Below are 26698 nucleotides of genomic sequence, written 5' to 3'. Positions count from 1 at the left end.
AGCAAAATTAAAAATAAAACAAATAAAATCATTAATATACAATATAATAACCACTTAATTATTTCATTTTCAATATTTTAACTTAAATCAAAAATTATTAAAAAAAACATATTAAATTATAAAAATACTTTATTTTTCGTATAAAATAACTTTTTTAAAACAGAAAAAAACACATCATCATTTTTTTAAAAACTCTAATTTTAAAACGTAAAATTAAACAAAAATCAGAATATAAAACGAATAATTTAACCGAAATTAAGAAAAAACATTTTTAAATACAAACTATTCTGATAATCATATATATAAAACTAAAAAAATATGTTTTATAATTAGTAAACGGATGAAAATAAAAAGTAGACAGAAATAAATATGATTAAAAATAAAAATGTTAAAACATTTAAAGATAGATTATACAGCTCTATGCAAGGTTTATCTGTTTCTGCCTTTGCTAAAAAATGTGATATGTCAGAAACTGTTATCAGAGATTACTTATCAGGTAAAACATATCCATCTCTTACCCGTTTAGAAGTCATTGCGGAAAAATGTAATGTATCTTTCAACTGGCTTGCTACCGGTTATAAATTAGAAGTTTTCGATCCTAAAGACGAAGATGATGGTATTTATAACGAAAATATTTATCGAATTCCTGTTTATAAAAAACAGTTACCCACTAAAGAAGAAGCGCAAACTCAGCGTTATGTTCGTGAAACCCCACCAGTGATGAATTATCCTATTGTTGAGGGTTGGGCTGCTCATCGAGGCCTCGATATCCGAAAACTAATAATTTATTGGGCTAAAGGCGATCTAATGGCACCAGACATTGAAAATAATAATGGCGTGATTATCAACACACAAGAAAGTGAACTTATTGATGGTGCCATTTATTTAATCGAATATGAAAATTTTACCTTGCTTAGGAAAATAAGATTAACACTGGGCAGTTGGATCTTAATTTGTAACAATAACCAATATCCAACTATTGAGGTTCCTAAAGCTCATTTCGAAAAATACAATATTGTAGGTCGTGCAGTACAAATCATTAAAGATGTTTTTTAATACCATAAGTAGCAATCCAAATTAGTTCAGGCTATAATTTAAACACGAGGAAATCTACAACCTGTAATTTCCTCGTTATTTTACTAATAGGTATAATTTTCCTACATCAGGTAGAAAGCTAAATAATGTTCATCTAAAAATATCACACAACAATTTAGTGTTTAGATAATTTATATCTATAACTATTACCCGCATATTTCTTTTGATCATTGATAAAAAATCAATGGCTAACCTTACTAATTATTGGGTCAATTATGTATCGATTTTTTGAAAAATTGGTGTCAGCTTATCCTAAAGATGGCGCACAACCTACCGCTAAAAACTTTTTTAAATTTATTTGGCAATCCACAAAAGGCATTCGCATCTTTATATTATCACTCATTATACTTAGTGGTTTAAGTGGCGCTTTTGAAGCTTTCTTATTTGCGGCTTTAGGTAAAGTAGTTGATTGGCTGGCTGTCATTGAGCCAAGTAAATTTTGGCAACAAGAAAAAAGTACCTTAATTTTATTTACCTTAATCATTTTAGCAAGTACGTTGATTATTGGCTTACAAACCATTATTAAGCATCAGTCACTTGCTGGTAATTTTCCGATGAGAATACGTTGGAATTTACATCGTTTAGTCCTAAATCAAAGTATGCGATTTTTTCAAGACGAATTTGCAGGCAGAATATCAGCAAAAGTCATGCAAACAGCCCTTGCCGTTCGAGATACCTGTTTTTTGGTAGCAGATATTTTAGTTTATGTGCTTATCTCGTTTATCACCATGGCAGCAATTATTGGACAACTCGATCCTTGGTTCTTATTACCCTTTTTTGGCTGGTGTGTCCTTTTTGGCATTGCTATGTACTATTTCATTCCACGCTTAAGTAAAGTGGCGAGTATGCAGGCAGACGCCAGATCAACCATGACAGGACGCGTGACAGATGCCTATACCAATATTATGACAGTAAAACTTTTTTCACATGCTGGCAATGAAGCTAAATATGCCCAAGAGTCCATGGATGAATTTTTAATTACAGTCAATAAACAAATGCGCCTAGTGAGCAGTTTTGAAATTGTAAACCATTTGCTTTCTATTTCACTGATTTTAAGTACGACAGCGATTTCACTCTGGCTATGGAGCCAACAATTAGTCGGAGTGGGTGCGATTGCCACAACAACCGCAGTTGCACTACGATTAAATGGTTTTTCACATTGGATCATGTGGGAAATAGCCTCCTTATTTGAAAACATTGGTGTTGTTAAAGATGGAATAAAAACATTTTCAGCCACTCAAGCTGTCACAGATAAACCCGATGCAACTGAGCTTAAAGTCAATCAAGGTAAAATTGAATTTAAGCATATAGATTTTAATTATGATAAAAAACGGTTAAATGCGGTAATCGAGAATTTAGATCTTACCATCAATCCTGGTGAAAAAATTGGATTAGTCGGTCGTTCTGGTGCTGGTAAATCGACACTAATTAACTTGCTGTTACGTTTTTACGATTTACAGAGTGGTAAAATCATTATTGATGGTCAAGATATTACCAATGTTACCCAAGAAAGTTTACGTGCCAAAATTGGTATGGTCACCCAAGATACCTCGCTACTGCATCGTTCAGTAAAAGAAAATTTACTTTATGGTAATAATCAAGCCAGTGAGCAAGAGATGATCATAGCGGCTAAAAAAGCCCATGCTGATGACTTTATTCAAACATTAGTCGATGCTAAAGGTAGAACAGGTTATAACGCCTATGTAGGCGAACGAGGTATAAAATTATCGGGAGGGCAAAGACAACGAATCGCAATTGCTAGAGTCATTTTAAAAAATGCCCCTATTTTACTTTTGGATGAGGCAACAAGTGCACTTGATTCTGAAATAGAGCAAGCCATTCAAGAAAGTTTATATACCTTAATGGAAGGAAAAACCGTTATTGCGATAGCCCATCGTTTATCGACCATTGCAGCAATGGATAGATTAGTCGTGCTCGATCAAGGTAAAATCATTGAGCAAGGTACACACCAACAGCTATTAAATAAAAATGGCTTATATGCACAACTTTGGAAACATCAAAGTGGCGGCTTTTTGGGCGATAACCTTTAGCGAATTATCGATTAAAAAAGGAAGAATATACACGCACGTATAATCTTCCTGTAATTCACATTAGTTAACAAAATTCTTATAAAATTCAGATTCAAATTTCATAATTGCACTTTTAGGCTCATTTTGGCTTTCAGCTTGATAGCCTGACAGTAACTGAACAAAAGCAATATAATGACCATCAGATTTTTGAATAAATCCAGCTAAATTATAACTACCTTGTATATAACCTGTTTTCGCAATAATAGCCTCTTTAAACGGTGGTTGGCTAAAACTTTTACGATATTGCAAAGTGCCATCTATTCCAGCTATGGGCAGTTTTTCAATAATTCCTAAGCGTGCATTATTAGCTGCAATGTATTGTAATACTTCCATTAATTTATCGGCACTAACTAAATTTAATCTCGACAATCCTGAACCATCCGCAATGACAAGATTCTCTAAATTAATTCCTGCTTTTTTGCGTAAAATTTGTTTTACCGCATCACTTCCATTACGCCAGGTACCTGAGATATTAAAATAGTGAGCACCCAGAGTTCTAAATATAGCATCAGCATACAAGTTATTAGACTTTTTCAACATCACAGTTAATAAATCAGACAAAGGAGCAGACTGACTTGCGGTTAACAAGGTAAGTTGTGAGTTAGTTTTTTTGTTTTTTTCTATTATGCCACCGGTATAACTTATTTTTTGTGCTTTTAGTTCATTCTTTAAAATCGTTGAAAAATATTCAATACTATCAACAACAGCAAACTTTAATGGCATTTTATCGGCACTAGCTGAGATACACCCAGACAAATAATATCGATTTTTATCTGAATAACTCACATCAAGTTCGCAATATTTATCATTTAAATCTTTACTGTTTGCAGCAACAGTTCGAACATCACTGGTAATTATCACAGGATTGCTAGCGGCAACAGATGCAGATGCAATAGCACCAACTTTATTCGGTGTAATTGTTGCGTAAAAACAGTTATCATCAATTGTTGCGGCTGATGAAGGTGCGCTATAGCAAGCCGTTAAGTTATTCCATGACCAGCCTGGTGCTTTATCATGACTGGTAAAAATCGAGGTATCTAAAATTATATTACCTGCAATCTTTTCAATCCCTTTTTGGCGTAAAGCAATAAGCATACTGCGTAATTTTTCACGCGAAAACGTTGGATCACCACTTAATTGGATAATTAAATCACCATTTAATTGTTTATTACTTATTGTGCCATTAGTTTGCATTCGTGTAATAAACCGAAAATCGCTGCCTAACTCAAGTTCGGCTGCTAAAGCAGTAATCACTTTTTGTGTACTGGCCGGTTGCTTGAATTGATCACTTTTATATTTAGCTAAAAGTTTAGGATTATTTTCAACCGTCTGTACTAAAATTGATATATCACTGCCTTTGGGTAGAGTAGAAATATAAGGTTCAACAGATTGTGCTTGGAGTAGACTGGAAAAAATTGCGATAATAAATAAGATAAATAGCCGAAAATTTAGCATGGAAGTTTGCTCGAAAGTTTAATAAACAAAGACAGTTTAAACAATTTGATAAATATATCTTTTTTTGGTTTTGCTATCAATATATACTCAATCATTTTTATGAAGATGTTTGATATAACTTAGAACAATACTTACATTACGTCATAAATCAATCTGAAAATTAGGTAATGTCACTATGATTCACAACTCATTAGGTTTCCCTATAGAAACAATTTTAGTTTTTATTATACTAGCAATTGTAGCAATAAGTATTGATTTATATGCTCATCATAATGATAAGCCTATTACTTTAACTAATGCTATAACCTGGTCTATTTTTTGGATTGTTATTGCATTATGTTTTGCGCTATTTTTATATATTCATCACGGCGCTGAAATAGCAAGCTTATTTTTAACAGGTTATGTGCTTGAAAAGGCGCTTTCAATCGATAATTTATTTGTCATTATGGCACTGTTTTCGTGGTTCAGCATTCCTGAAAATTATCGTCATCGATTACTTTACTTAGGCGTGATAGGCGCGATTATTTTCCGGGCTATTTTTGTCATCATTGGTACCGAATTATTAGCCCTAGGTCCTTGGATGGAATTGGTTTTCTCAGTCGCCGTTGCCTACAGTGGCGTAATGATGTTAAAAAACCAAAATCATGACCAAGCTATCAAAGATTACTCACACCATATTGCTTACCGAATTGCTAACCGTCTGTTTCCAACCTATCCCAAACTGGTTGGTCATCACTTTTTTTTGTCACGAAAACAAGTGCAAAATGAATTGACTAAACCAGAAAATAAAAATTTAAGCAATATCAATACTCACAAAGCGTTATATGCAACACCGCTTTTCCTATGTATTGTCGTTATTGAGCTGAGTGATGTCATGTTTGCTTTTGATTCCGTGCCAGCAGTTATCGCGGTGAGCCAAGAACCTTTAATTGTCTATAGTGCAATGATATTTGCTATTTTAGGTTTAAGAACACTGTACTTTGTATTAGAAGCGATGCAACAATATCTCGTGCATTTAGGTAAAGCTGTTATTTGCTTATTATTTTTTATCGCTATCAAATTGGCTCTGAATGCTAGCAACCATTTGTTCGGATACGGAATCGACATAACCCCAACAATGAGTTTATATATTGTGTTAGGTCTATTAGCTTTAGGGATTATTGCCAGTTTTATCTGGCCTAAAAAGAATAAACCCGCAAGCAATTCATAATATTAGGCAGGTAAAAAAACCTGCCTAACTATTAGATTTTACTGTCTTTTTAAACCACGAACACAATAACTTACCGCTAAAATAACAAACCAAATTGGTGTTGCTATAAGCGCTTGGCGGGTATCTGTCTCAAACGTCAATAATACAATTACGAAAGCAAAAAATGCCAAGCATACATAACACATTAAAACGCCACCAGGCATTTTAAATTTAGATTGCTGATGTAAATCCGCTTTTTTTCGATAATAAGCGATATAAGAAACCAGAATCATCGACCAAATAAACATAAATAAAATAGCGGAAATGGTAGTAACAATGGTAAAAGCTGCCATTACGTCCGGTACTAAATAAATTAAAACTACACCACCAAATAAACAGGTACATGAAAACAGTAAACCATTGGCAGGGACAGATCTGCGCGATAATTTCCCAAAAGGTTCTGGAGCATCTTGTTTTTTGGCTAACCCAAATAACATTCGGCTGGTAGAGTAAATTCCACTATTGGCAGAAGATGCAGCTGAAGTTAAAACTACAAAATTAATAACACTGGCGGCGGCGGGTAAACCAATTAAGGTAAATAACTCAACAAACGGGCTTTTATTTGGCGAAATTAAAATCCAAGGTGTGACACTCATAATAATAATTAACGCAAAAACGTAAAAGAAAATAATACGAGCGGGTACCGAATTAATTGCTCGAGGTAGATTTTTATTTGGATCAACAGTTTCAGCGGCTGTAGTACCCACCAATTCAATACCCACAAAAGCAAAGATTGCAATTTGAAAACCAGCAAAAAAGCCCATTGAACCATGAGGGAAAAACCCACCATAACTCCATAAATTGGCAAAAGAAGCGGTAGTATTGGTCTGCTCTGAGTGAAAAGCAGTCAAAATCAAAACAAGTCCAACAACAATCAATGCTAAAATTGCAACAATTTTAATCATTGAAAACCAGAATTCGGTTTCACCAAACATTTTCACTGTTAATAAATTCAACGTCAATAACACAATTACCGTCAAGAGCATTGGGATCCATGCATGTAATTGAGGGAACCAATGCTGCGCATAACCAGCAATAGCAACAACATCAGCTATTCCAGTGATTACCCAGCAAAACCAATAAGTCCATCCTGTAAAAAACCCAGCCCAAGGGCCTAACAGATCATTGGCAAAATCACTAAAGGATTTATATTTTAAGTTAGACAAAAGGATTTCACCCATGGCTCGCATAACAAAAAATAAGATAAAGCCAATTATCATATACACAAAAATAATCGATGGTCCTGCAAGACTGATCGTTTTACCTGACCCCATAAATAAGCCGGTACCAATAGCACCACTGATTGCGATTAGTTGAATATGTCGATTGGAAAGATTTCGTTTAAGATCACTGTTTGGAGATGTATCGCTCATCGCATTGATTACCTTTAAGTTTCAAAATTTCACACTACTATCCGTAGTGTAGGACTATAAAGTTTATGCCGTCAAACCGCAAGCTTAATTGTTATGAAAACTTTTTATGGCAACATCACATTTAGTGGTAGTTTCTTATAATAGAATTGTGTAGCATAACCACCTATAATTTTATAACGTATTATAATGATTAACTAAGATGAAAGAATATAACCGCCATTATCGAATATATATTGTGTGCATTTTATTTGTACTAACCGTTTTAACTGGTTGTCAAAGTAATGCAAAACGTCAATTTAAACAGGGAAAACTGTACAAAGATGGTAAACTTAGTTCGCCACTCAATGTTAGTCATCCTGATCTGGGGATTCCAGTCAATATTACCGATTATGTGCTTCAAGTTAACAAAATTAAATCTACATCCCCATCTTTATATCGAAAAAATGAACATATTTATAAAGCAATAGATAACTGGATTAACCGGTCGTTAGGGGCAGATGAATTTAACAAAGTGGGGCTAAATAGTTATGAAATGGCAGGCCAAGATGGTTATGGTAATGTCCATTTAACGGGGTACTACACCCCTGTCATCAAAGCAAGACACCAACCAAATGCAGAGTTCAAATACCCTATTTATAAAATGCCTGCAAAAACTAGTGGACGATTACCGAATCGCGAACAAATTTATAATGGAGCCCTAGCCGGAAAGGGTCTTGAAATTGCTTACAGTAATTCCTTGATGGATAATTTTATTATGGAAGTACAAGGAAGTGCTTATATTGATTTTGAAGATGGTACCCCTTTAGTTTTCTTCTGTTATGGTGGTAAAAATGGTCATGGTTACTCAAGCATAGGTCGCTTATTAGTCGAACAAGGCGAAATCGATAAAGACAAAATGTCAATTCAAGCCATTAAAGATTGGGCTAAAAACAAAAGTGAAAAACAAGTCAAAGCATTATTAATTCAAAACCGTTCATTTGTTTTTTTTAAACCTCAACCTAATGCTGAGGTAAAAGGTGCAGCAGCGGTACCACTGGTTGCCAATGCATCGGTGGCATCAGATAAATCACTTATTCCAATTGGTTCAGTTGTGTTAGTGGATGTACCCTTACTTGATGACGATGGTCAATATCGAGGTCGTCGGGAAACGCGGTTGATGGTAGCGTTAGATGTTGGTGGCGCAATTAAAGGGCAACATTTTGATCTTTATTTAGGAATCGGTGATAAACCAGGAAAATTAGCCGGATACTATAATCATTATGGTCGTGCATGGGTTATCAAACCCTAAATTATCAACATCGACGGCATCGTTAGAACCTGTTAGAATAAGCAAATAACAGTATATTTAAGGATAACTCATGAGATTATGCGATCGAGATATCGAAGCGTATTTACAAAGTGGTAAACTAAAAATTACACCGCAACCAACAACTCATTGTATCAATGGCGCAACCGTCGATGTTAGATTGGGTAATAAATTTCGTACCTTTCGGGAACATACTACACCTTATATAGACTTGAGTGGTCCTAAAGAACAAGTATCAGCGGTTCTTGAACGTGTGATGAGTGAAGAAATGGTCCTTGCAGAAGGCGATGCTTTTTATCTTCATCCCGGTGAGTTAGCTTTAGCCGTCACGTTAGAGTCCGTTACTATTCCTGACGACTTAGTTGGCTGGCTAGATGGTCGCTCATCACTGGCCAGATTAGGATTGATGGTACATGTGACCGCTCACCGTATCGATCCTGGTTGGCAAGGACAAATTGTATTAGAATTTTACAATTCGGGAAAAATCCCATTAGCGCTCAGACCAGGAATGACCATTGGCGCATTAAGTTTTGAAACATTAACTGGGAAAGCAGCAAGACCTTACAACAGCAGAAAAGATGCAAAATATAAAGATCAACAAGGTGCAGTTGCCAGTCGTATTGATAAAGACTAGCACGCTTAGTAGCTTATATTCTAAAGGAACATTAATATGATCAAAAAAATATTGGTTACGCTTTTAATTTTAATCCTCATTATTTCAATCGGCATTGTTTCATTAATCGTTTTTGTTGACCCCAATAATTTTCGAGGATTTATAACCGATACCGTCAAAGATAAAACAGGCTATGAATTAACTATCGAAGGAAATTTACGTTGGCACATTTGGCCACAAGTCAGTATATTAACTGATTCGGTTAAGCTTTCTGATCAAGATGCTAAAAAACCCATTCTAACAGCAGATAATATGCGTTTAGATGTGGAGTTGTTCCCACTGTTTTCTAAAAAATTGACTGTCAAAAATGTATTTATAAAATCGGCTATTATTAATATTACCGATGAAAGTAAAGGATTGGTTTTTGACAACAAAGAAGCTAACAAGCCAAACACATCTAACGGTGAAATATCACAAACTAAACAAGCTGCAAAACCATCAAATTGGGCGTTTACATTAAACAAACTTGAAGTCACTGATAGTACTGTTGTCATTCAACACAAAGATGATTTGATTAACTTTCGCAATATTAACTTAGCGATCGAGCAAAAATCAGATAAAAAAATGACAATTGATGTAAAAGGCAATGTTGATCGTAATCAACAAGATCTTTATTATGCTGCTAATGCTGATGTAGATTTAACCCAATATCCTAATAGCGCAATTATTGATTTGAAGAAATTTGAATATTCTTATAAAGGCATTACCTCATCGTTTAAAGCTCTAAAAGGCAATATCAATGGATTATTTAATTATCAACAAACGAATCCAATGCAATTAAGTAGTAAAAATTTATCTTTTTCAATCAATGAAAACAATTTTAATGGTGCATTTACTGCTAATTTAGACAACAAACCTGATATTGATCTGCAGCTTAGCTCGGATAAATTGAACCTATCGACATTTTTAACCAATGATAAAAAAGTAAACGACAATATCACTATACAACAAACACCTCCTGTGGTATCAAACATTGAAAAAATTGAGAACGAACTCAATTTTCTTAATAGCTTCAATGCTAAACTTAAACTCAATTTAAAACAATTAGATGCTAATAACATTATATTGAATAATATCAATGTAAATATGGTCAATAATGATGGTGTAGCCACCTTTCATGATATCAATTTTGACTTTGCTAAAGGCCATGTAATGGCAACAGGTATCGCAAATGGTAAGCAAAAAAATACACTAATTAAATTGAGTCCTAAAATTAGTAATGTTGATCTTAATACGTTCTTTACCCAAATAGAAACACCTAATGATTTGCAAGGATCATTTAATGCAAATGGTGATTTAGAAGCGAATACATTAATAGGTAATCGACTCTTAGAAAGTATAAAGGGTAACGTAGCAATCAATGTGACCAATGCCAGATTAAATAATATTAATATCAATAATATTATTCAAACTGCAGCAGCAAAATATACCAAAGATATATCTAATCCAGAAAATCAAAAAAACTATACTGAATTTTCTAATATCACAGCTAATGGCTATTTAAGCAATGGTAATTTAGAGCTAACAACGTTAGGAGCCAATTCTCAAACACTCGATGTCACCTCTGGCTCAGGCAGAGTTGGTATGACTCAAAAAGATTTAGATGTGAATTTAAACATTAAACTTTTAGGTGGCTGGAATGGTAAAAACGATACCATTGCAAAACTACAAAAGCTAACTATACCGTTACATATTTATGGGCAATTTGCTAATCTTCATTACCAAATTGATTTAGAACAAGTCATTAAGGATTTATTTAGTGATAAGTTGCAAGACAAGTTAGATAAATTACGCAATAAACTTGAAGGACGTAATTCAAAAGATGACTCTAAATCAAATTCTAAACAAAAAGCAGTAGATCTTTTAGAAGGTTTACTAACTAAATAAAAATAAGACAAATGAATAATAAAAAAGGTGAGTAATATACTCACCTTTTTTGTTTACCAGTTAAAAATAAAACTACAAAATAAACTTGCTTAGATCTTCATCTGCAACGAGTTTATCTAAATGCTCACCAACATACTTAGCATCAATTGTAACTGTTTGCCCATTAAGTTCACTCGCTTCAAACGAAACTTCTTCCATTAAACGTTCAAGCACGGTATGTAATCGACGAGCACCAATATTTTCATTTTGCTCATTTACTTGCCAAGCAGACTCCGCTATTTTACGTATCCCATCTGTGGTAAAATCAATATTCACACCTTCTGTTGCCATAAGTGCTTTATATTGTACAGTGAGTGATGCATTTGGCTCAGTTAAAATACGCTCAAAATCTTCACTGGTTAATGCTTGTAATTCAACTCGAATTGGTAAACGCCCTTGAAGTTCCGGTATTAAATCTGATGGGCTTGCTGTTTGGAATGCACCAGAAGCGATAAATAAAATATGATCAGTTTTTACTGAACCATGCTTAGTTGATACCGTGCATCCTTCAACTAAAGGTAATAAATCACGTTGCACCCCTTCACGAGACACATCAGGACCAGAAGAATTACCACGCTTACAAACTTTATCAATTTCGTCAATAAACACAATACCATTTTGTTCAACAGCTTCAATGGCTTGATGTTTAAGTTCTTCAGGATTTACAAGTTTAGCAGCTTCTTCTTCAATTAACTGTTTAAATGCATCTTTAATTTTCATTTTACGTGGTTTTGTTTTTTGACCACCTAAATTTTGAAACATCGATTGTAATTGATTCGTCATTTCTTCCATACCCGGAGGTGCCATGATTTCGACACCAATATTAACGCCGGCTACTTCAATTTCAATCTCTTTATCATCAAGTGCACCTTCACGGAGTTTTTTTCGAAAAGCTTGTCTAGCTGTTGAATCGTTATTATTTTCAACCTGTCCCCATCCATCTTTCGCTGGTGGGACCAGTACATCTAAAATACGTTCTTCAGCTAACTCTTGTGCACGATTGCGATTTTTTTCTATTGCTTCTTGACGAATCATTTTGACAGCGGAATCGGTTAAATCTCGAATAATAGAGTCAACCTCTTTACCAACATAACCGACTTCTGTAAATTTTGTTGCTTCGACTTTGATAAATGGAGCACGTGCTAATTTCGCTAATCTTCTGGCGATTTCGGTTTTACCTACCCCTGTTGGTCCAATCATTAATATATTTTTGGGTGTTACTTCATGGCGTAACGCTTCATCAAGCTGCATACGACGCCAACGATTACGCAATGCAATAGCAACAGAACGTTTCGCTTTATCTTGACCAATGATATGTTGGTTTAATTCGCTTACTATTTCGCGAGGAGTCATCTCAGACATAATAATTTTCTCTTAAATCGGTTTAATTAATAATTGAGTTCTTCAATTGTTTGGAAGTTATTGGTATATACACAAATATCTCCCGCTATTGATAATGACTTTTGCACAATATCATGTGCAGATAATGAAGTATTATCCAGTAGCGCACGTGCTGCCGCTTGAGCATATGGTCCTCCCGAACCAATAGCAATCAAATCGTCTTCTGGTTGAATAACATCACCTGTACCAGTAATAATTAATGAGGCACTTTCATCGGCAACAGCAAGCAATGCTTCTAATTTACGTAACATCCTATCGGTACGCCAATCTTTCGCTAACTCAACTGCAGACTTGGTTAAATGACCTTGATGCATTTCAAGTTTTCGTTCGAATAATTCAAAAAGCGTAAAGGCATCAGCTGTGCCGCCTGCAAATCCTGCAATTACTTTGTTATTATATAATCGACGAACTTTACGGGCATTGCCTTTCATAATTATACGTTCACCAAGTGTCACTTGCCCATCACCACCAATAACCACTTGCCCTTCACGGCGAACACTGACTATTGTTGTCATATTCTGCTCCTTCTCTTACTTACAATAACTAAATTTGGAATGAATAGAAAATATATTGGGACGTTTAAATCATTTTCAACATCTTTGACTGAAAGATGTTGAAAATTTATTTTATGAAGATCAAAATTTGAACATTAAGCTATTTTGGTTGGAATTCAAGAGTCATATTTTTTACTTCATTATACAGATTATTGGCAGGTCTTGGTATCACCGCAAGTTTGGTAGCGGCAAGCGCTTCTCGGCATAAAGCATCATCCCCACCTTTTGAAATGACATTAAGTAATAATCCATCGGGCGCAATTTGAATCTGCAAAACACAGTGTTGCCCACTATAAACATTAGGAGGATTAATAAATTTATTACTTATTGCATTTTGTACTAATGACTTATATTTGTCTAATTCACCATCCGACACACCTTTACGGCTAGCCGTTGCTCCTTGAGCATTTGAAGTACTTGGCGCACCTGATGAGGTTAATCCACCTAACAGATCATTTAATGCTTTATCATTTTTAGCTTGTTTAGCTTTCTCTGCCGCAGCTTTTTGGGCGGCGGCTTTCTCGGCTGCGGCTTTTTCTGCGGCAGCTTTCTCGGCTGCGGCCTTTTCAGCGGCGGCTTTCTCTGCCGCAGCCTTTTCAGCGGCGGCTTTCTCGGCTGCGGCCTTCTCAGCAGCAGCTTTTTCTGCTGCAGCCTTTTCAGCGGCAGCTTTTTCTGCGGCGGCCTTTTGAGCAGCAGCTTTCTCGGCAGCGGCCTTCTCAGCAGCAGCTTTTTCTGCGGCGGCCTTCTCTGCAGCGGCTTTTTCTGCTGCAGACTTTTCAGCGGCAGCTTTTTCTGCTGCGGCCTTATCAGCAGCGGCTTTTTCTGCTGCAGCCTTTTCAGCGGCAGCTTTCTCGGCTGCGGCCTTATCAGCAGCGGCTTTTTCTGCTGCAGCCTTTTCAGCGGCAGCTTTCTCGGCTGCGGCCTTTTCAGCAGCGGCTTTTTCTGCCTCTTGCTGTTTTTGTTGTTCAGCAATTTTTAAACGCTCTTTTTCAAGATCTTTTAACCGTTGCTGTTCAGCTAATTGCTTCTCTTGTAACTCTTTAGCCTGGTTTTCTAATTGTTGTTGTTTTTGTTTATCCGCCTTTTGTTGACTGGTTTGAGCTTGTAATTGCCTTTGATATTGTTCAGTCATAACCGAGGGATCAACCATAATCGCATCGATAGATTGACCATTAATACTACCATAGTTAGCATTATCATCTTGTATAGCTCTATAGCCAAGAATGATAATTAATATTAAATGCAATAAAATAGATATTACAATTGGTACGCTTAATTTAGAATTTGGCTTATAAGACATTGCTGACATTTTTAACGTATTATTATGTTTAATTAAATTGGTTGAGTCATCAATCCAACAGATTTAACGCCTGCAGATTGTAATAAATTCAACGCCTTTATAATTTCTTCGTAAGGAACATTTTTAGCACCACCAACTAAAAAAACAGCTTTTTCGTTAAGTGAAATTTGATGCTTAACCTCGGCAACAATTTGCTCTTGCGGTAAATTTGATTGACGATCTTGATCAATGATCAATGCGTAAACGCCAACATCAGATACTTCAATAATGATTGGTTTATTATCTGAAGGTGAAACTGTTTTTGATTCCGACGCTTCAGGTAAATCAACTTCAACACTTTGACTGATAATGGGTGCAGTTGCCATAAAAATCAATACCAATACCAATAGTACATCCAATAATGGAACTATATTGATTTCAGATTTTGTGGAATAACGTGAACGTCTGCTCATAATTAATTACTTCCTAACCGCAACAGCTTGACGTTGTAAAATAGCTGAAAATTCATCAATAAAGTTTAAATAGCTTTGCTCTATTCTACTGACGCTTAATGATAAACGATTATATGCCAACACTGCTGGAATAGCAGCAAATAGCCCTATAGCGGTTGCAATCAATGCTTCTGCAATACCAGGTGCAACCATTTGAAGTGTTGCTTGTTTAACTGCACCTAATGAAATAAATGCGTGCATAATTCCCCAAACAGTACCAAATAAACCAATATATGGACTGATAGAACCAACCGTTCCTAAAAAAGGAATATGTAATTCTAAATTATCAAGTTCACGATTCATGGCTAATCGCATCGAGCGAGATGCACCATCTAATGCCGCTTCTGACATATTTGGATTAATTTGATATAGCCGAGAAAACTCTTTAAAACCCGAATAAAAAATATGTTCTGTACCACTGATATCTTCTTTATTGAATTTTGCTTTATCAAATAAAACATTTAATTCATCAGATGCCCAAAAACTATTTTCAAATTGATCAACTTGTTTTTTAGCTTTTCCTAAAATTTTACTACGTTGAAAAATAATAGCCCAAGACATAACAGAAAAGCTCAGTAACAATATCATCACACATTGTACTAATAAACCTGCTTGTAAAAACAAATCAATAATATTAAGATTTTCCACTTATATAAACTCCGAAACTAATAACTTAGGAAGCCCACATGGCTTCATTTTAGTCATATCTACACACGCAATAATCACATCAGCAGAACTGATAGCTTGCTTGTTTTGATTAAAAATAGTCTGTTTAAAGATAATAGACGCCTTGCGAACTTGCTCAATGCTACTGCTAATTGTCAGCATATCATCTAAACGAGCTGGAAAGAGGTAGCTAATATCCATCTTTTTTACAACAAAAGCAATACCTTCTTGTAATAACTTTTGTTGACTAATATCGAGTTGTCTTAGCATTTCGGTTCTAGCTCGTTCGAAAAAAGCAAGATACCGAGCATGATAGACAACTCCACCTGCATCGGTATCTTCATAATAAACCCTTGCATTCCAATTAAATTGTTTCATATTCAAATATCACGTAAAAAAAATTTGTTGTTATTATATCTAAATATAAAATTCGCCGCACTATGATATAAAATTACTTAAATGAAAACAATTATCATTTGTGACTAATTCGATTATAGTGACAATTTTTAAATTAAAAAAAGGTGACGATAAGCCACCTTTTTAATTAACGCTATACTAATAACTTACTGATTATTTGACTCTTTATCACTACTAATATGTTCTACCCATAATCCAGTAACGGCAGATAACATACAAGCTGCAATAATGCCTACAAACCATAATACATAATACATATCTGTTCCTTAATAAAGAGAATGTTTATTATTTTCAATATGATTTTTATCAAGTCGTCCAAACATTTTAATATATGACCAGATAGTATATAAAAGCACTATTGGTAAGAAGATTAATACCACTACAAACATAATATTAAGTGTTAATTGACTTGATGTTGCATCCCATATAGTTAGACTTGCATTTGGCATAATGCTTGATGGCATAATAAATGGGAATGTTGCGATAGCATAAGTAAATAATACACAAGCAATTGTTAATGACGATAAAATAAAAACTAATGCGTTTTTATTTAAACCAGAACAAAGAATAGTTAACAATGGCAAAACGACACCTAAAACAGGCACTAACCATAAAATTGGATAATTCATATAATTTGTTAACCATGATGTATCGGTCGATACAGTCTTCGCTAATGGATTAGAGGCAGCATTGTGATCAATAACACTTGTCACTTCATATCCATGAATACCAAAAGCTACCCAAACTCCAGCTAAAACAAAAGCAATGACTAAAATCAAACTTGCCACTTGAGTTGCTTTCCTTGCGCGCAAATAAAGCTCACCAGAGGTTTTCATTTGCAACCATGCTCCACCATGAGCAACTATTAACATTAAACTAACGACACCTGTTAATAGAGCAAATGGGTTAAGCAAACCGAAAAAGTTACCATCATAAAATACACGATAAGTATTGTCGTATCTAAACGGAACACCTTCTAGTAAGTTTCCAAATGCAACGCCAAATACCAATGCAGGAACAAAACTCCCAACAAAGATACCGCCATCCCATAAGTTACGCCATTTTGAATTTTCTAATTTACTACGATAATCAAAACCAATTGGTCTAAAAAATAGCGCACATAACACTAATATCATCGCAATATAAAAACCTGAAAATGAAGCAGCATAAGCCATTGGCCAAGCTGCAAATATACCTGCTCCACCAGTAATTAACCATACTTGGTTACCATCCCAATGAGGGGCAATGGCATTTATCATAATACGACGTTCTGTATCAGTTTTTCCGATAAATGGTAGTAAAATACCTACTCCCATATCGAATCCATCTGTGACAACAAAACCGATTAAAACAACGCTAATCAGCACCCACCAGATGACGCGTACAATTTCGTAATCAATCATTGTGTATACTCCCTATGCCCTATTCTGTTACCGGTTGTGTTTTTTCATAATGATAGTTGCCTGTACCTAAAGAACTCGGTCCCAAACGTGCAAATTTAAACATTAAAAACATTTCAGCAACTAAAAATAAGGTATAAAGACCACAAATCAATATCATTGTAAATAATACTTCACCTGGAGTTAATGACGAATTTGCTACACCTGTTGGTAAAATATCTTGAATAGCCCAAGGTTGACGACCGTATTCAGCAACAAACCAACCACACTCACAAGCAAGCCATGGGAATGGTAAAAACAACATTAATAAACGATGTAACCAGCGTCTTTCTGTAATTTTATTTTTATAAGTGGTCCACAAAGCAAAACCCGTACCAAGAATCATTAATAATCCTAGACCAACCATACCACGGAATGCCCAAAATAGCGGCCAAACGGTAGGAATAGAATCCTCAGCAGCAGCTTTAATATGTTGTTCTGTTGCTTCAGGAATAGTTAAATTATCACGATCAGTAAAGCGTTTAACCAAATAGCCATAACCTAAATCAGCTTTATTATCTTCAAAAGCTTTTAATACGGCAGGATCTTGATCACCTTTTTGAATTTTTTCCAAGTTTGTATAGGCCAAAACACCATTACGAATCTTAGTTTCATTGGTATTTAAGATGTCTTTCAAACCAATAACTTGAGTATCTAATGAACGTGTTGTCATAATGCCCATAACATATGGAATCTCAATAGCGAATAAATTTTCTTTATTTTTTTGAGAAGGAAAAGCTATAACATTAAATGATGCTGGTGCAGGTTGAGTTTCCCACTCACCTTCAATCGCAGCGAGTTTAGTTGGTTGAACAGTAGTCATTTCGTGACCAGCTTCATCGCCCATAAACGCAACTAAAATCGACATGATAAAACCAAACATTGCCGCCACAGCAAAAGAACGTTTGGCAAAAGCAACATCACGTTTTCTAAGTAGATAGTATGAACTAATACTTAAAACAAAAATAGCACCAGTTAAATAACCTGCTGCAACAGTATGAACAAATTTATATTGTGCAACAGAATTGGTAATTAACTCAAAAAAGTTCGCCATTTCCATTCTAGAATTGATAGGATTAAATTCAGAACCAACAGGGAATTGCATCCAACCATTAGCCACTAATATCCACAATGCAGAAAGATTTGAACCAAAAGCAACGCACCAAGTAACCAATAAGTGCTTACCTCGGCTTAATCTATCCCAACCAAAAAAGAATAGTCCAACCATTGTTGATTCTAGGAAAAATGCCATTAAACCTTCAATAGCTAGTGGTGCACCAAAAATATCCCCCACATAGTGTGAGTAAGATGACCAGTTCGTGCCGAACTGAAATTCCATTGTCAAACCTGTGGCAACACCAACGGCAAAATTAATACCAAAGAGTTTTCCCCAGAATTTGGTCATATCTTTCCAAACTTGCTTACCACTTACAACATATACTGTTTCCATAATTGCTAACAAAAACGCTAAACCAAGCGTTAATGGTACAAAGATGAAATGATACATTGCAGTAAGTGCAAATTGGAGGCGTGATAGTTCAACTATATCAAACATATTTGCTCCCTACTCCTAAATGCTCACTAAATTAATATCGTTATTGTTCGATATTGTACATCAATATTTTAAAATATAATTTGACGGATATCAAAAAACTACATATTAAATTGTTTTTTTACAACATCACCGATATCAGCCAAACTACTAACAACAGTTATACCGGCAGCTTGTAGCGTTCTGGTTTTTTCTTCAGCAGTGCCTTTATTACCCGAAATAATTGCACCAGCATGCCCCATACGTTTACCTGATGGTGCAGATACCCCTGCAATATAACCAATAACAGGTTTAGAGACATGTTTTTTAATATACTCAGCGGCTTCCTCTTCTGCGCTACCACCAATCTCACCAATCATAACAATAGCTTCTGTTTTAGGGTCTTGCTCAAGTAATTTTAAAATTGAAATAAAATCACTACCTGGAATAGGATCACCACCAATCCCGACACAAACTGATTGACCTAATCCTATGTCGGTAGTTTGCTTAACTGCTTCATAGGTTAAAGTACCCGAACGGGAAACAATGCCTATTTTACCGGCTAAATGAATGTGTCCCGGCATAATACCTATTTTACATTCATCAGGAACAATAATTCCCGGGCAGTTAGGTCCAATCATGACAGTATCGGTTTGTTTTAGTTTTAGTTTTAGTTTTTCTTTAACTATTAACATGTCTAAGGTTGGAATACCTTCTGTAATACAGACAATTAATTTAATGCCGGCATCAATTGCTTCTAAAATTGAATCTTTACCAAATGCTGCTGGTACATAAATAACACTTGCAGTCGCCCCCGTAGTTGCAACTGCTTCTTTTACGGTATTAAAAACGGGTAAACCTAAATGCTGAGTTCCGCCTTTCCCTGGTGTTACACCACCAACTAATTTAGTGCCATAGGCTAGTGCTTGCTGTGAATGAAAGGTTCCTTGGCTGCCAGTAAATCCTTGGCAAATAACTTTGGTATCTTTATTAACTAAAATTGACATAATTTCCGTTCTCCACTCTTTCTTATTATGCAACAGCAACTATTTTTTGTGCAGCATCAATTAAACTTTTTGCAGTAATAATATTTAACTGACTTTCAGCTAATATATCTCGAGCAATCTCTGCATTATTACCTTCAAGGCGGACAACAACGGGAACCGCAAGACCTATTTCTTTTATTGCGCTAATAATTCCATCAGCAATTAAATCACATCGAACAATACCACCAAAGATATTGACTAAAATTGCTTTAACATTTTTATCAGATAAAATTAATTTGAATGCTTCAGATACACGCTCTTTAGTCGTGCCACCACCGACATCTAAAAAGTTAGCCGGTTCACCGCCATATAATTTGATAATATCCATCGTAGCCATGGCAAGACCAGCACCATTAACCATACAGCCAATATTACCTTCTAAAGATACATAGCTAATTCCCTGTTTGGCGGCAATTGATTCGCGTTCATCTTCTTGTGTGGTATCTCTTAGCACATTTAAATTTGGATGTCTAAAAAGCGCATTATCATCAATAACAATTTTCGCATCTAAACAAATCAGCTCTTGAGCATCGGTAATCACTAAAGGATTCACTTCAGCTAAAGACACATCGTTTTCTAAAAAAAGTGTAGCTAGATTGACAAATAATTTAGCAAATTGATTAATTAGTTTACCGGATAAACCCAATTTAAATGCAAGTTCACGACCTTGATACGCACAAGGTCCGGTTAAAGGATCGAGTGAAATTTTATGAATTAGATGGGGTGATTTTTCAGCGACACTTTCAATATCCACCCCACCTTCTGTAGAGGCCATAATAACTACGCGCTTAGAACTTCTATCAATTACTGCACCTAAATACAGTTCTTTATCTATATTAGACGCTTTTTCAATGAGAATTTGATTAACCGGTTGACCTTTAGATGTGGTTTGATAAGTCACTAAATGCTTACCCAGCCACTTTTCTGCAAACTGTTTGATTTCATTAAAATCGTGTGTACAAATCACGCCGCCTGCTTTACCACGACCACCAGCATGAACCTGACACTTTGCCACCCAAGCGTGAATATCTGCTTGAGACGCCAATTTAGCTAAGGTATCTTGTACTTCATCAATTGAGTTACAAACATAACCTTCTGGAACAGGTAAATTATATTGTTTAAAAAGATATTTTGATTGATACTCGTGCAGGTTCATAAATAAATTCCAAAACTTATGTTATTATTAAATTTTCAACAATTCTAATCCAAGATCAATCAATTGTGTAGCAAATAATATGGTATGATGATGGTAATTGAGAATTATTGCTGATAACAGGTGACAATGATATACTCAAAAAATATTTTTTATATTGTAAAACAGTGAAGGTACAAATATGGCAAACGTCGGTATTTTTTTTGGTAGTGATACAGGTAATACAGAGAATGTAGCTAAACAAATCCAACTTATTTTAGGAAGTGAACAAGCAGATCTTTTTGATATTGCTAAAACCACCAAAGAACATATAGAAAAATATGATTATCTTTTTTTCGGCATTCCGACTTGGTATTATGGTGAATCACAAGCAGATTGGGATGATTTTTTTCCTAATCTAGAGCAAATTGATTTTAATGGTAAAACGGTTGCTATTTTCGGTTGTGGTGATCAAGAAGATTATGCCGAATATTTTTGTGATGCAATGGGAACTATACGCGATATTATTGAACCGAAAGGTGCCAAAATTGTTGGGCATTGGTCAACTGATGGATACAACTTTGAAGCATCTAAAAGTTTAGTTGACGATAACCATTTTATTGGATTAGCAATTGATGAAGATCGCCAACCAGAATTGACAGAACAACGCATCGCTACGTGGGTAAATCAAGTCAAAAGCGAAATGAATATTTAATCTATCAAAGTGATTTATTTTATTTTCCGTACATAGTCTTATAATATAACTGATTAATTAACTAAACTGGAATGCAATATGACAAATCATGATAACGATAATAACGCTGCACTAAAAAGCGCAGGTTTGAAAGTTACTTTACCAAGATTAAAAATTTTAGAGTTATTGCGTGATCCTTCATGTCAACATATCACAGTCGAAGATCTTTATAAAAAGTTACTTGATATGGGTGAAGAAATTGGACTTGCCACAGTTTACCGTGTTTTAAATCAATTTGATGATGCGGGTATTGTTACACGTCATAATTTTGAAGGTGGACGAGCGGTTTTTGAGCTATCAACTCAAAAACACCATGATCATTTAATATGTTTAGATTGTGGCGAAGTATTTGAATTTCGTGATGAAATTATTAATACCAGACAAAAAGAAATTGCCGAACAATATGGCGTTAAGTTAACGTTCCATAGTTTGTATCTTTACGGTCATTGCCAATCAGGAAATTGTAAAGCACATCCCGAACTTCATACCAAAAAATAAGGCCTATTATTAATAGGCTTTTTTTCTTATTTAACTCTTAATAAGTATCTCATCTATCAGGTTAATAATTACATGAAACAACTTTTGAATTTTATTCCACTGATTTTCTTTTTTGTCTTTTTAACAATGTATGATATTTTTGCTGGCGTTCAAGCACTCATGATCTCAGCAACCATTGCTTTTCTTATTATTCTCGTTATTTATCGAAAAATAGATAAAGTAGAGTTGTTATCCTACCTAATGATCATGATTTTTGGTGGTTTTACATTATATACTCGTGAACCCAATATCATTAAATGGAAAGTGACAATCATTAATTTTATCTTTGCTTCTGCTTTATTAATTAGTCAATTTATTTTTAAAAAAAATCTTTTACAGAAAATGCTTGGTAAAGAGTTACAATTAAACTTAGCTGTCTGGAACAGACTAAATTTGTTATGGATAATATTTTTCATTTCGTGTGGGGTCATCAGTTTAATCACAACTTATTATGCTCCTGATGAATTTTTTTGGATTTTCAAAGTATTTATTTTACCCGGTGCCTCTTTACTATTATCATTAATATCTGGTATCTATATTTATCGAAATTTAAATAAACACGCTAGTACCGAGTAAAATGTTATAACTAAGGCTTTCATCATGAAACAAGACACAACTAATCCTAAAGGACAATTGGTATTAAGAACACTTGCGATGCCTGCTGACACAAACCCACATGGCCATATTTTTGGTGGTTGGATTATGTCACAAATGGATCTAGCTGGCGGAATTTTATCAAAAGAGATCGCCAGAAACCGTGTAGTAACAGTCAATGCAAGTAGTATCACATTTTATAAACCGGCAATGGTTGGCGATGTTGTCTGTTGTTATGCTCATTGTATTAAAACAGGTAAAACCTCAATCACGATTGGCATTGAGGTTTGGGTAAAAAAAGTACTCGACACATCAGACACCCCTCAACGTTTTTGTATTACTGACGCAGTATTTACTTATGTATCAGTTGATAAACATAACAATCCTAAGCCATTACCTGAAATTTTTCAGCATTATGATTGTAGCAAAGATCCCATTAGTCAATTAAACTTAAGCAATAGTTAACTAATATGCAATATACTTCATTTCATGCCTTAATTAGTTCATTAATCTTCTTCGTTTATTGGTTGATAATCGTTGCAGTAACTTTACGGATAGTGTTTAAGCGTAGACCAACAACTTATGTCATTGCTTGGATGTTGGTCATTTACATCTTACCTATCGTTGGGATTATTCTTTATTTTTCACTTGGTGAAGCACACTTAGGTCAACAACGCGTTAAACGTGCGCAAAAAATGCGGCCAATCATTGCTAATTTTATCAATCGAATTAGTGTATTTTCTGATATTTTTACCACCAAAGTTAGCCAAGTCAGTAAACCCATTTTCCAACTTTGTAAACACCAGACCGGACTGGATGGTATAAACGGTAACCATATCGAGCTGCTTAGTGACACCAATACCATATTTGATAAACTCATTGAAGACATTAATCAAGCCACGTCTAATATTGAAATGGTTTTTTATATTTGGAACGAAGGCGGTCGAGCAGATGATGTTGAAAGCGCACTGATTTCGGCCACCAAAAGAGGGGTAACATGTCGGTTAATGGTTGATTCAGCAGGTAGTCGCCATTTTCTTAAAACTAACGCAAGCAAAAGAATGCGAGCAGCTGGTATTATAATAGTTGAAGCGCTTAAAGTTAATTTATTGCGCTTTATGTTTAGACGGCTCGATCTGCGCCAACATCGTAAAGTGGCTATTATTGACAATTATATTTCATATACAGGTAGTATGAATATCGTCGATCCACGCTTTTTTAAACAAAATAAGCATGTTGGTGAATGGGTCGATGTTATGGTAAGAATGCGTGGACCTGTCACCACCTTAATGGGTGCAATTTATGCTAGTGATTGGGAATTAGAAACCGGTACCGATTTAGCCTTACCGCAAATTACTGACTTTGCAGAACCACCAGAAGAGAAAAAGCATATCATGCAACTTATTGCTTCTGGTCCTGGTTATATGGAAAACATGATCCATCAGGTGTTACTCACTGCTATTTATTCAGCACAAGAGCAAATTATTTTCACCACACCCTATTTAGTACCAAGCGATGATATTTTACATGCAGTTTGTACCGCTGCGCAAAGAGGGGTTGAAGTAATTATTATTGTTCCTAAAAAGAATGATTCATTAATGGTCAAATGGGCAAGCCGAGCTTTCTTTTCGGAACTGCTCGATGGTGGTGTAAAGCTATATCAGTTTAATGATAACTTATTGCACACAAAAAGTGTGTTAATTGATAACCAGTTAAGCTTAGTTGGTACTGTAAATTTAGATATGCGCAGTTTATGGTTAAATTTTGAAATTACCACCGTCATTGATGATGCTGAATTTGCCCAATCGTTATCTAACCTTTTACAAAAATATTTAGCGCAATCAGACGAAGTTAATATCGAAACTTGGAAACAACGACCCATTTGGCAGCACGTCGTTGAACGGCTCTTTTACTTTTTTGCTCCATTACTGTAATTGGTGATATTTAATTACAGTAATTAATAGCCATTTTGTGATAAATCCGGTACAAATCGATTATCACAAATTCGAAAAACAGACGTGTCAATTGAACCATTATCATTTAATTTAATTTCGCGCCAACCTGGCGCATCTTTATCTGCTAACTGAAAATCATAGCTATTTGGTTTAAATTGAACACAAGTTGATGGCGTTGAAAACGCTAAGCAGTGATGCCATAAATGATCTTGCTCTTGATGAATATGTCCCCATCCCACCCCTTTTATTTGTTGGTGACCTTGGACAATTTGCTCCAATTGACAACTATTTTTTAAAATATGTTGATCAAGCCAATGACAACTGGAGGATATAGGGTGATGATGCAGAAAAACTAATGCATTCTTATCTGGATATTTGGCTAAAGTATGTTGTAAAAATTCAAGCTCTATATTGCTTAAAAAGCCGTAAGCTTGCCCTTCAACTTGGCTATTAAGAAGAATGATTATCCATTTATCGCCAAGTAATACCACCTTATTATCAGCTAAATCATAATGGGCAAAAACAGACTGCATATAGCTATAGTTATCATGATTGCCAGCTAACCACACACAAGGCGTTTTTAAACTTATAATTTGCTCTGCAAAACGTTGATAAGCATGTTTGGATCCATCTTGTACAAAATCGCCAGTTGCCACAATTAAATCATACTTTCTTTTGGCGCTTTTTATTTCATCTAACACTGCTAAAAAACTTGCATTTGAATTTACACCAAGTAATACACTGCTGTCATCGGCAAAAAGATGCATATCGGTAATTTGTAATATTTTGGCGTGTTGTTTATTTTGTGTTGGAAGCTGTAAAAGTGATTCCAAAATTCACCTCAATTATTCATTAATACATTACAGTTAATGACGGAAATAGCAAAATCTAGGGGTGTAGCAAGTGATATAATTTTTATTATAAATCCAAGCGTTATATTAAAGTGTAAAATAGATCACATTTTAATGGAAGAAATAATTAAATGTGATCGGCAATACTCATTACATCCACTCATTTTTTAATCGATGATGATTAAGTTGTAACCACTGTAGGGCAATAATTGAAGCTGCATTATTAATTAAACCGTCTTCGACCCATTGGTAAGCTTGTTCTCTGCTCACTACATGCACTTTGATATCTTCGTTTTCTTCAGCTAATCCATGAACACCTTTTGCTGTCGTTGAATCAACCTCACCAACCAAAATATGCAATTTTTCAGTTAGACCACCAGGTGAAGCCAGATAACTTGTAATTGGCATACAACGACCAACTTTGATCCCTGCTTCTTCCATAGCTTCGCGTCTTGCAACATCTTCACAAGATTCATTTTCATGATCCATCATGCCGGCAATCAGCTCTAACATCCATGGAGTATCTTGAGTTTCAATAGCGGCGATACGAATTTGTTCAATTAAAACCACTTCATCACGTTTAGCATCATAAGCTAATAACACAACAGCGTGCCCACGTTCTAAAATTTCTCTAGTGACAAATTCACTAACTGAACCATCGAATTTACGGTATTGAAAACGATATTCAAGTAATGAAAAAAACCCTTTATACAAAACTCGTTTGGTTAGATTGAACACATCGTTTTTGTTAAAATGGACAGGATTATTGATAATTTTCATATTGTTTCTCAATTTTAAGCTAAATTTTAATAAAAAGTGCGAATGTTACATAAACTATGCTTACTATATGCTAATTATCTGTT

26 protein-coding genes are annotated in these 26698 nt (G+C 35.0%); 11 read left to right on the top strand and 15 right to left on the bottom strand.

Annotated elements, in window-relative coordinates; genetic code table 11:
- Positions 1-369 precede the first annotated feature (369 nt).
- On the top strand, positions 370-1056 hold the full coding sequence (locus tag J3U56_RS01300; RefSeq protein WP_065634324.1) for a LexA family transcriptional regulator: 687 nt from the start codon (positions 370-372) through the stop codon (positions 1054-1056).
- A gap of 254 nt (positions 1057-1310) precedes the next feature.
- Positions 1311-3146 carry an ABC transporter ATP-binding protein gene (locus J3U56_RS01295; RefSeq protein ID WP_267343574.1) on the top strand — a complete coding sequence of 612 codons (1836 nt, stop codon included), beginning with the start codon at positions 1311-1313 and terminating at the stop codon, positions 3144-3146.
- Between the two features lie 60 nt (positions 3147-3206).
- Here the strand turns inward: J3U56_RS01295 and dacB are convergent, their stop codons facing one another.
- Positions 3207-4640, bottom strand: coding sequence for a serine-type D-Ala-D-Ala carboxypeptidase (gene dacB, locus J3U56_RS01290; RefSeq protein ID WP_267333293.1), 1434 nt, complete (start codon positions 4638-4640; stop codon positions 3207-3209).
- A gap of 175 nt (positions 4641-4815) precedes the next feature.
- Between dacB and J3U56_RS01285 the strand changes: the two genes are divergently transcribed.
- Positions 4816-5850, top strand: coding sequence for a TerC/Alx family metal homeostasis membrane protein (locus J3U56_RS01285; protein ID WP_267343575.1), 1035 nt, complete (start codon positions 4816-4818; stop codon positions 5848-5850).
- 38 nt (positions 5851-5888) lie between these two features.
- On the opposite strand, the gene cycA is transcribed toward J3U56_RS01285, so the two are convergent.
- A complete protein-coding gene (gene cycA, locus J3U56_RS01280) occupies positions 5889-7262 on the bottom strand; it encodes a D-serine/D-alanine/glycine transporter (RefSeq protein WP_267333291.1) in 1374 nt (457 codons plus the stop codon).
- A gap of 199 nt (positions 7263-7461) precedes the next feature.
- Between cycA and mltA the strand changes: the two genes are divergently transcribed.
- The 3 genes from mltA to asmA all read left to right on the top strand — a co-directional run bounded on the left by mltA (position 7462) and on the right by asmA (position 11128).
- Positions 7462-8550 carry a murein transglycosylase A gene (gene mltA, locus J3U56_RS01275; protein WP_267343576.1) on the top strand — a complete coding sequence of 363 codons (1089 nt, stop codon included), beginning with the start codon at positions 7462-7464 and terminating at the stop codon, positions 8548-8550.
- Between the two features lie 70 nt (positions 8551-8620).
- Positions 8621-9202, top strand: coding sequence for a dCTP deaminase (gene dcd / locus J3U56_RS01270; RefSeq protein ID WP_065634318.1), 582 nt, complete (start codon positions 8621-8623; stop codon positions 9200-9202).
- Positions 9203-9238: 36 nt separating this feature from the next.
- Complete coding sequence (asmA, locus tag J3U56_RS01265) at positions 9239-11128, top strand: outer membrane assembly protein AsmA (RefSeq protein ID WP_267343578.1); 1890 nt, start codon at positions 9239-9241, stop codon at positions 11126-11128.
- Between the two features lie 72 nt (positions 11129-11200).
- On the opposite strand, the gene hslU is transcribed toward asmA, so the two are convergent.
- The 11 genes from hslU to sucC form a co-directional block, all read right to left on the bottom strand.
- Positions 11201-12529, bottom strand: a complete 1329-nt coding sequence (gene hslU, locus J3U56_RS01260; RefSeq protein WP_267333288.1) for an HslU--HslV peptidase ATPase subunit — start codon at positions 12527-12529, stop codon at positions 11201-11203.
- Positions 12530-12555: 26 nt separating this feature from the next.
- Positions 12556-13083: an ATP-dependent protease subunit HslV gene (gene hslV / locus J3U56_RS01255; RefSeq protein WP_065556332.1), complete on the bottom strand. Its 528-nt coding sequence runs from the start codon at positions 13081-13083 to the stop codon at positions 12556-12558.
- Between the two features lie 139 nt (positions 13084-13222).
- The gene (gene tolA / locus J3U56_RS01250; protein ID WP_267366408.1) at positions 13223-14422 is read right to left on the bottom strand and encodes a cell envelope integrity protein TolA; all 1200 of its coding nucleotides are present in this window, start codon (positions 14420-14422) and stop codon (positions 13223-13225) included.
- A 32-nt stretch (positions 14423-14454) separates the two neighbouring features.
- Positions 14455-14874, bottom strand: a complete 420-nt coding sequence (tolR, locus tag J3U56_RS01245; RefSeq protein ID WP_065634314.1) for a colicin uptake protein TolR — start codon at positions 14872-14874, stop codon at positions 14455-14457.
- 6 nt (positions 14875-14880) lie between these two features.
- On the bottom strand, positions 14881-15561 hold the full coding sequence (gene tolQ, locus J3U56_RS01240) for a protein TolQ (RefSeq protein ID WP_267333286.1): 681 nt from the start codon (positions 15559-15561) through the stop codon (positions 14881-14883).
- A complete protein-coding gene (gene ybgC / locus J3U56_RS01235) occupies positions 15562-15957 on the bottom strand; it encodes a tol-pal system-associated acyl-CoA thioesterase (RefSeq protein ID WP_267333285.1) in 396 nt (131 codons plus the stop codon).
- Between the two features lie 185 nt (positions 15958-16142).
- On the bottom strand, positions 16143-16253 hold the full coding sequence (locus J3U56_RS01230) for a cytochrome bd oxidase small subunit, CydX/CbdX family (protein WP_141671549.1): 111 nt from the start codon (positions 16251-16253) through the stop codon (positions 16143-16145).
- Between the two features lie 9 nt (positions 16254-16262).
- A complete protein-coding gene (cydB, locus tag J3U56_RS01225; protein ID WP_267333283.1) occupies positions 16263-17399 on the bottom strand; it encodes a cytochrome d ubiquinol oxidase subunit II in 1137 nt (378 codons plus the stop codon).
- Between the two features lie 19 nt (positions 17400-17418).
- Positions 17419-18990: a cytochrome ubiquinol oxidase subunit I gene (locus J3U56_RS01220; protein ID WP_267366406.1), complete on the bottom strand. Its 1572-nt coding sequence runs from the start codon at positions 18988-18990 to the stop codon at positions 17419-17421.
- A gap of 98 nt (positions 18991-19088) precedes the next feature.
- Complete coding sequence (gene sucD, locus J3U56_RS01215; protein ID WP_267366404.1) at positions 19089-19973, bottom strand: succinate--CoA ligase subunit alpha; 885 nt, start codon at positions 19971-19973, stop codon at positions 19089-19091.
- Positions 19974-19998: 25 nt separating this feature from the next.
- Positions 19999-21168 carry an ADP-forming succinate--CoA ligase subunit beta gene (sucC, locus tag J3U56_RS01210; protein ID WP_267366402.1) on the bottom strand — a complete coding sequence of 390 codons (1170 nt, stop codon included), beginning with the start codon at positions 21166-21168 and terminating at the stop codon, positions 19999-20001.
- Between the two features lie 178 nt (positions 21169-21346).
- Here sucC and fldA point away from each other — a divergent pair, with 178 nt between their 5' ends.
- The 5 genes from fldA (at position 21347) to cls (ending at position 24963) form a co-directional block, all read left to right on the top strand.
- Positions 21347-21859: a flavodoxin FldA gene (gene fldA / locus J3U56_RS01205; protein WP_267333280.1), complete on the top strand. Its 513-nt coding sequence runs from the start codon at positions 21347-21349 to the stop codon at positions 21857-21859.
- A 78-nt stretch (positions 21860-21937) separates the two neighbouring features.
- On the top strand, positions 21938-22396 hold the full coding sequence (fur, locus tag J3U56_RS01200) for a ferric iron uptake transcriptional regulator (protein ID WP_267333279.1): 459 nt from the start codon (positions 21938-21940) through the stop codon (positions 22394-22396).
- 72 nt (positions 22397-22468) lie between these two features.
- Positions 22469-23011 carry an inner membrane-spanning protein YciB gene (locus J3U56_RS01195; protein WP_267333278.1) on the top strand — a complete coding sequence of 181 codons (543 nt, stop codon included), beginning with the start codon at positions 22469-22471 and terminating at the stop codon, positions 23009-23011.
- A 24-nt stretch (positions 23012-23035) separates the two neighbouring features.
- A complete protein-coding gene (gene yciA / locus J3U56_RS01190; protein ID WP_065634304.1) occupies positions 23036-23494 on the top strand; it encodes an acyl-CoA thioester hydrolase YciA in 459 nt (152 codons plus the stop codon).
- Between the two features lie 5 nt (positions 23495-23499).
- On the top strand, positions 23500-24963 hold the full coding sequence (cls, locus tag J3U56_RS01185) for a cardiolipin synthase (protein WP_267366400.1): 1464 nt from the start codon (positions 23500-23502) through the stop codon (positions 24961-24963).
- Between the two features lie 23 nt (positions 24964-24986).
- Here the strand turns inward: cls and cpdA are convergent, their stop codons facing one another.
- Both cpdA and nudF read right to left on the bottom strand, forming a co-directional pair.
- Complete coding sequence (gene cpdA, locus J3U56_RS01180; RefSeq protein ID WP_267333276.1) at positions 24987-25817, bottom strand: 3',5'-cyclic-AMP phosphodiesterase; 831 nt, start codon at positions 25815-25817, stop codon at positions 24987-24989.
- Positions 25818-25985: 168 nt separating this feature from the next.
- On the bottom strand, positions 25986-26615 hold the full coding sequence (nudF, locus tag J3U56_RS01175) for an ADP-ribose diphosphatase (RefSeq protein WP_267333275.1): 630 nt from the start codon (positions 26613-26615) through the stop codon (positions 25986-25988).
- Positions 26616-26698: the final 83 nt, after the last annotated feature.

It is taken from the genome of Gilliamella sp. B2824, assembly GCF_026536245.1.
Lineage (GTDB): Bacteria > Pseudomonadota > Gammaproteobacteria > Enterobacterales > Orbaceae > Gilliamella.
Note: the sequence above shows the minus strand (reverse complement) of the source record. Positions and strands in the feature narration are given on the sequence as shown.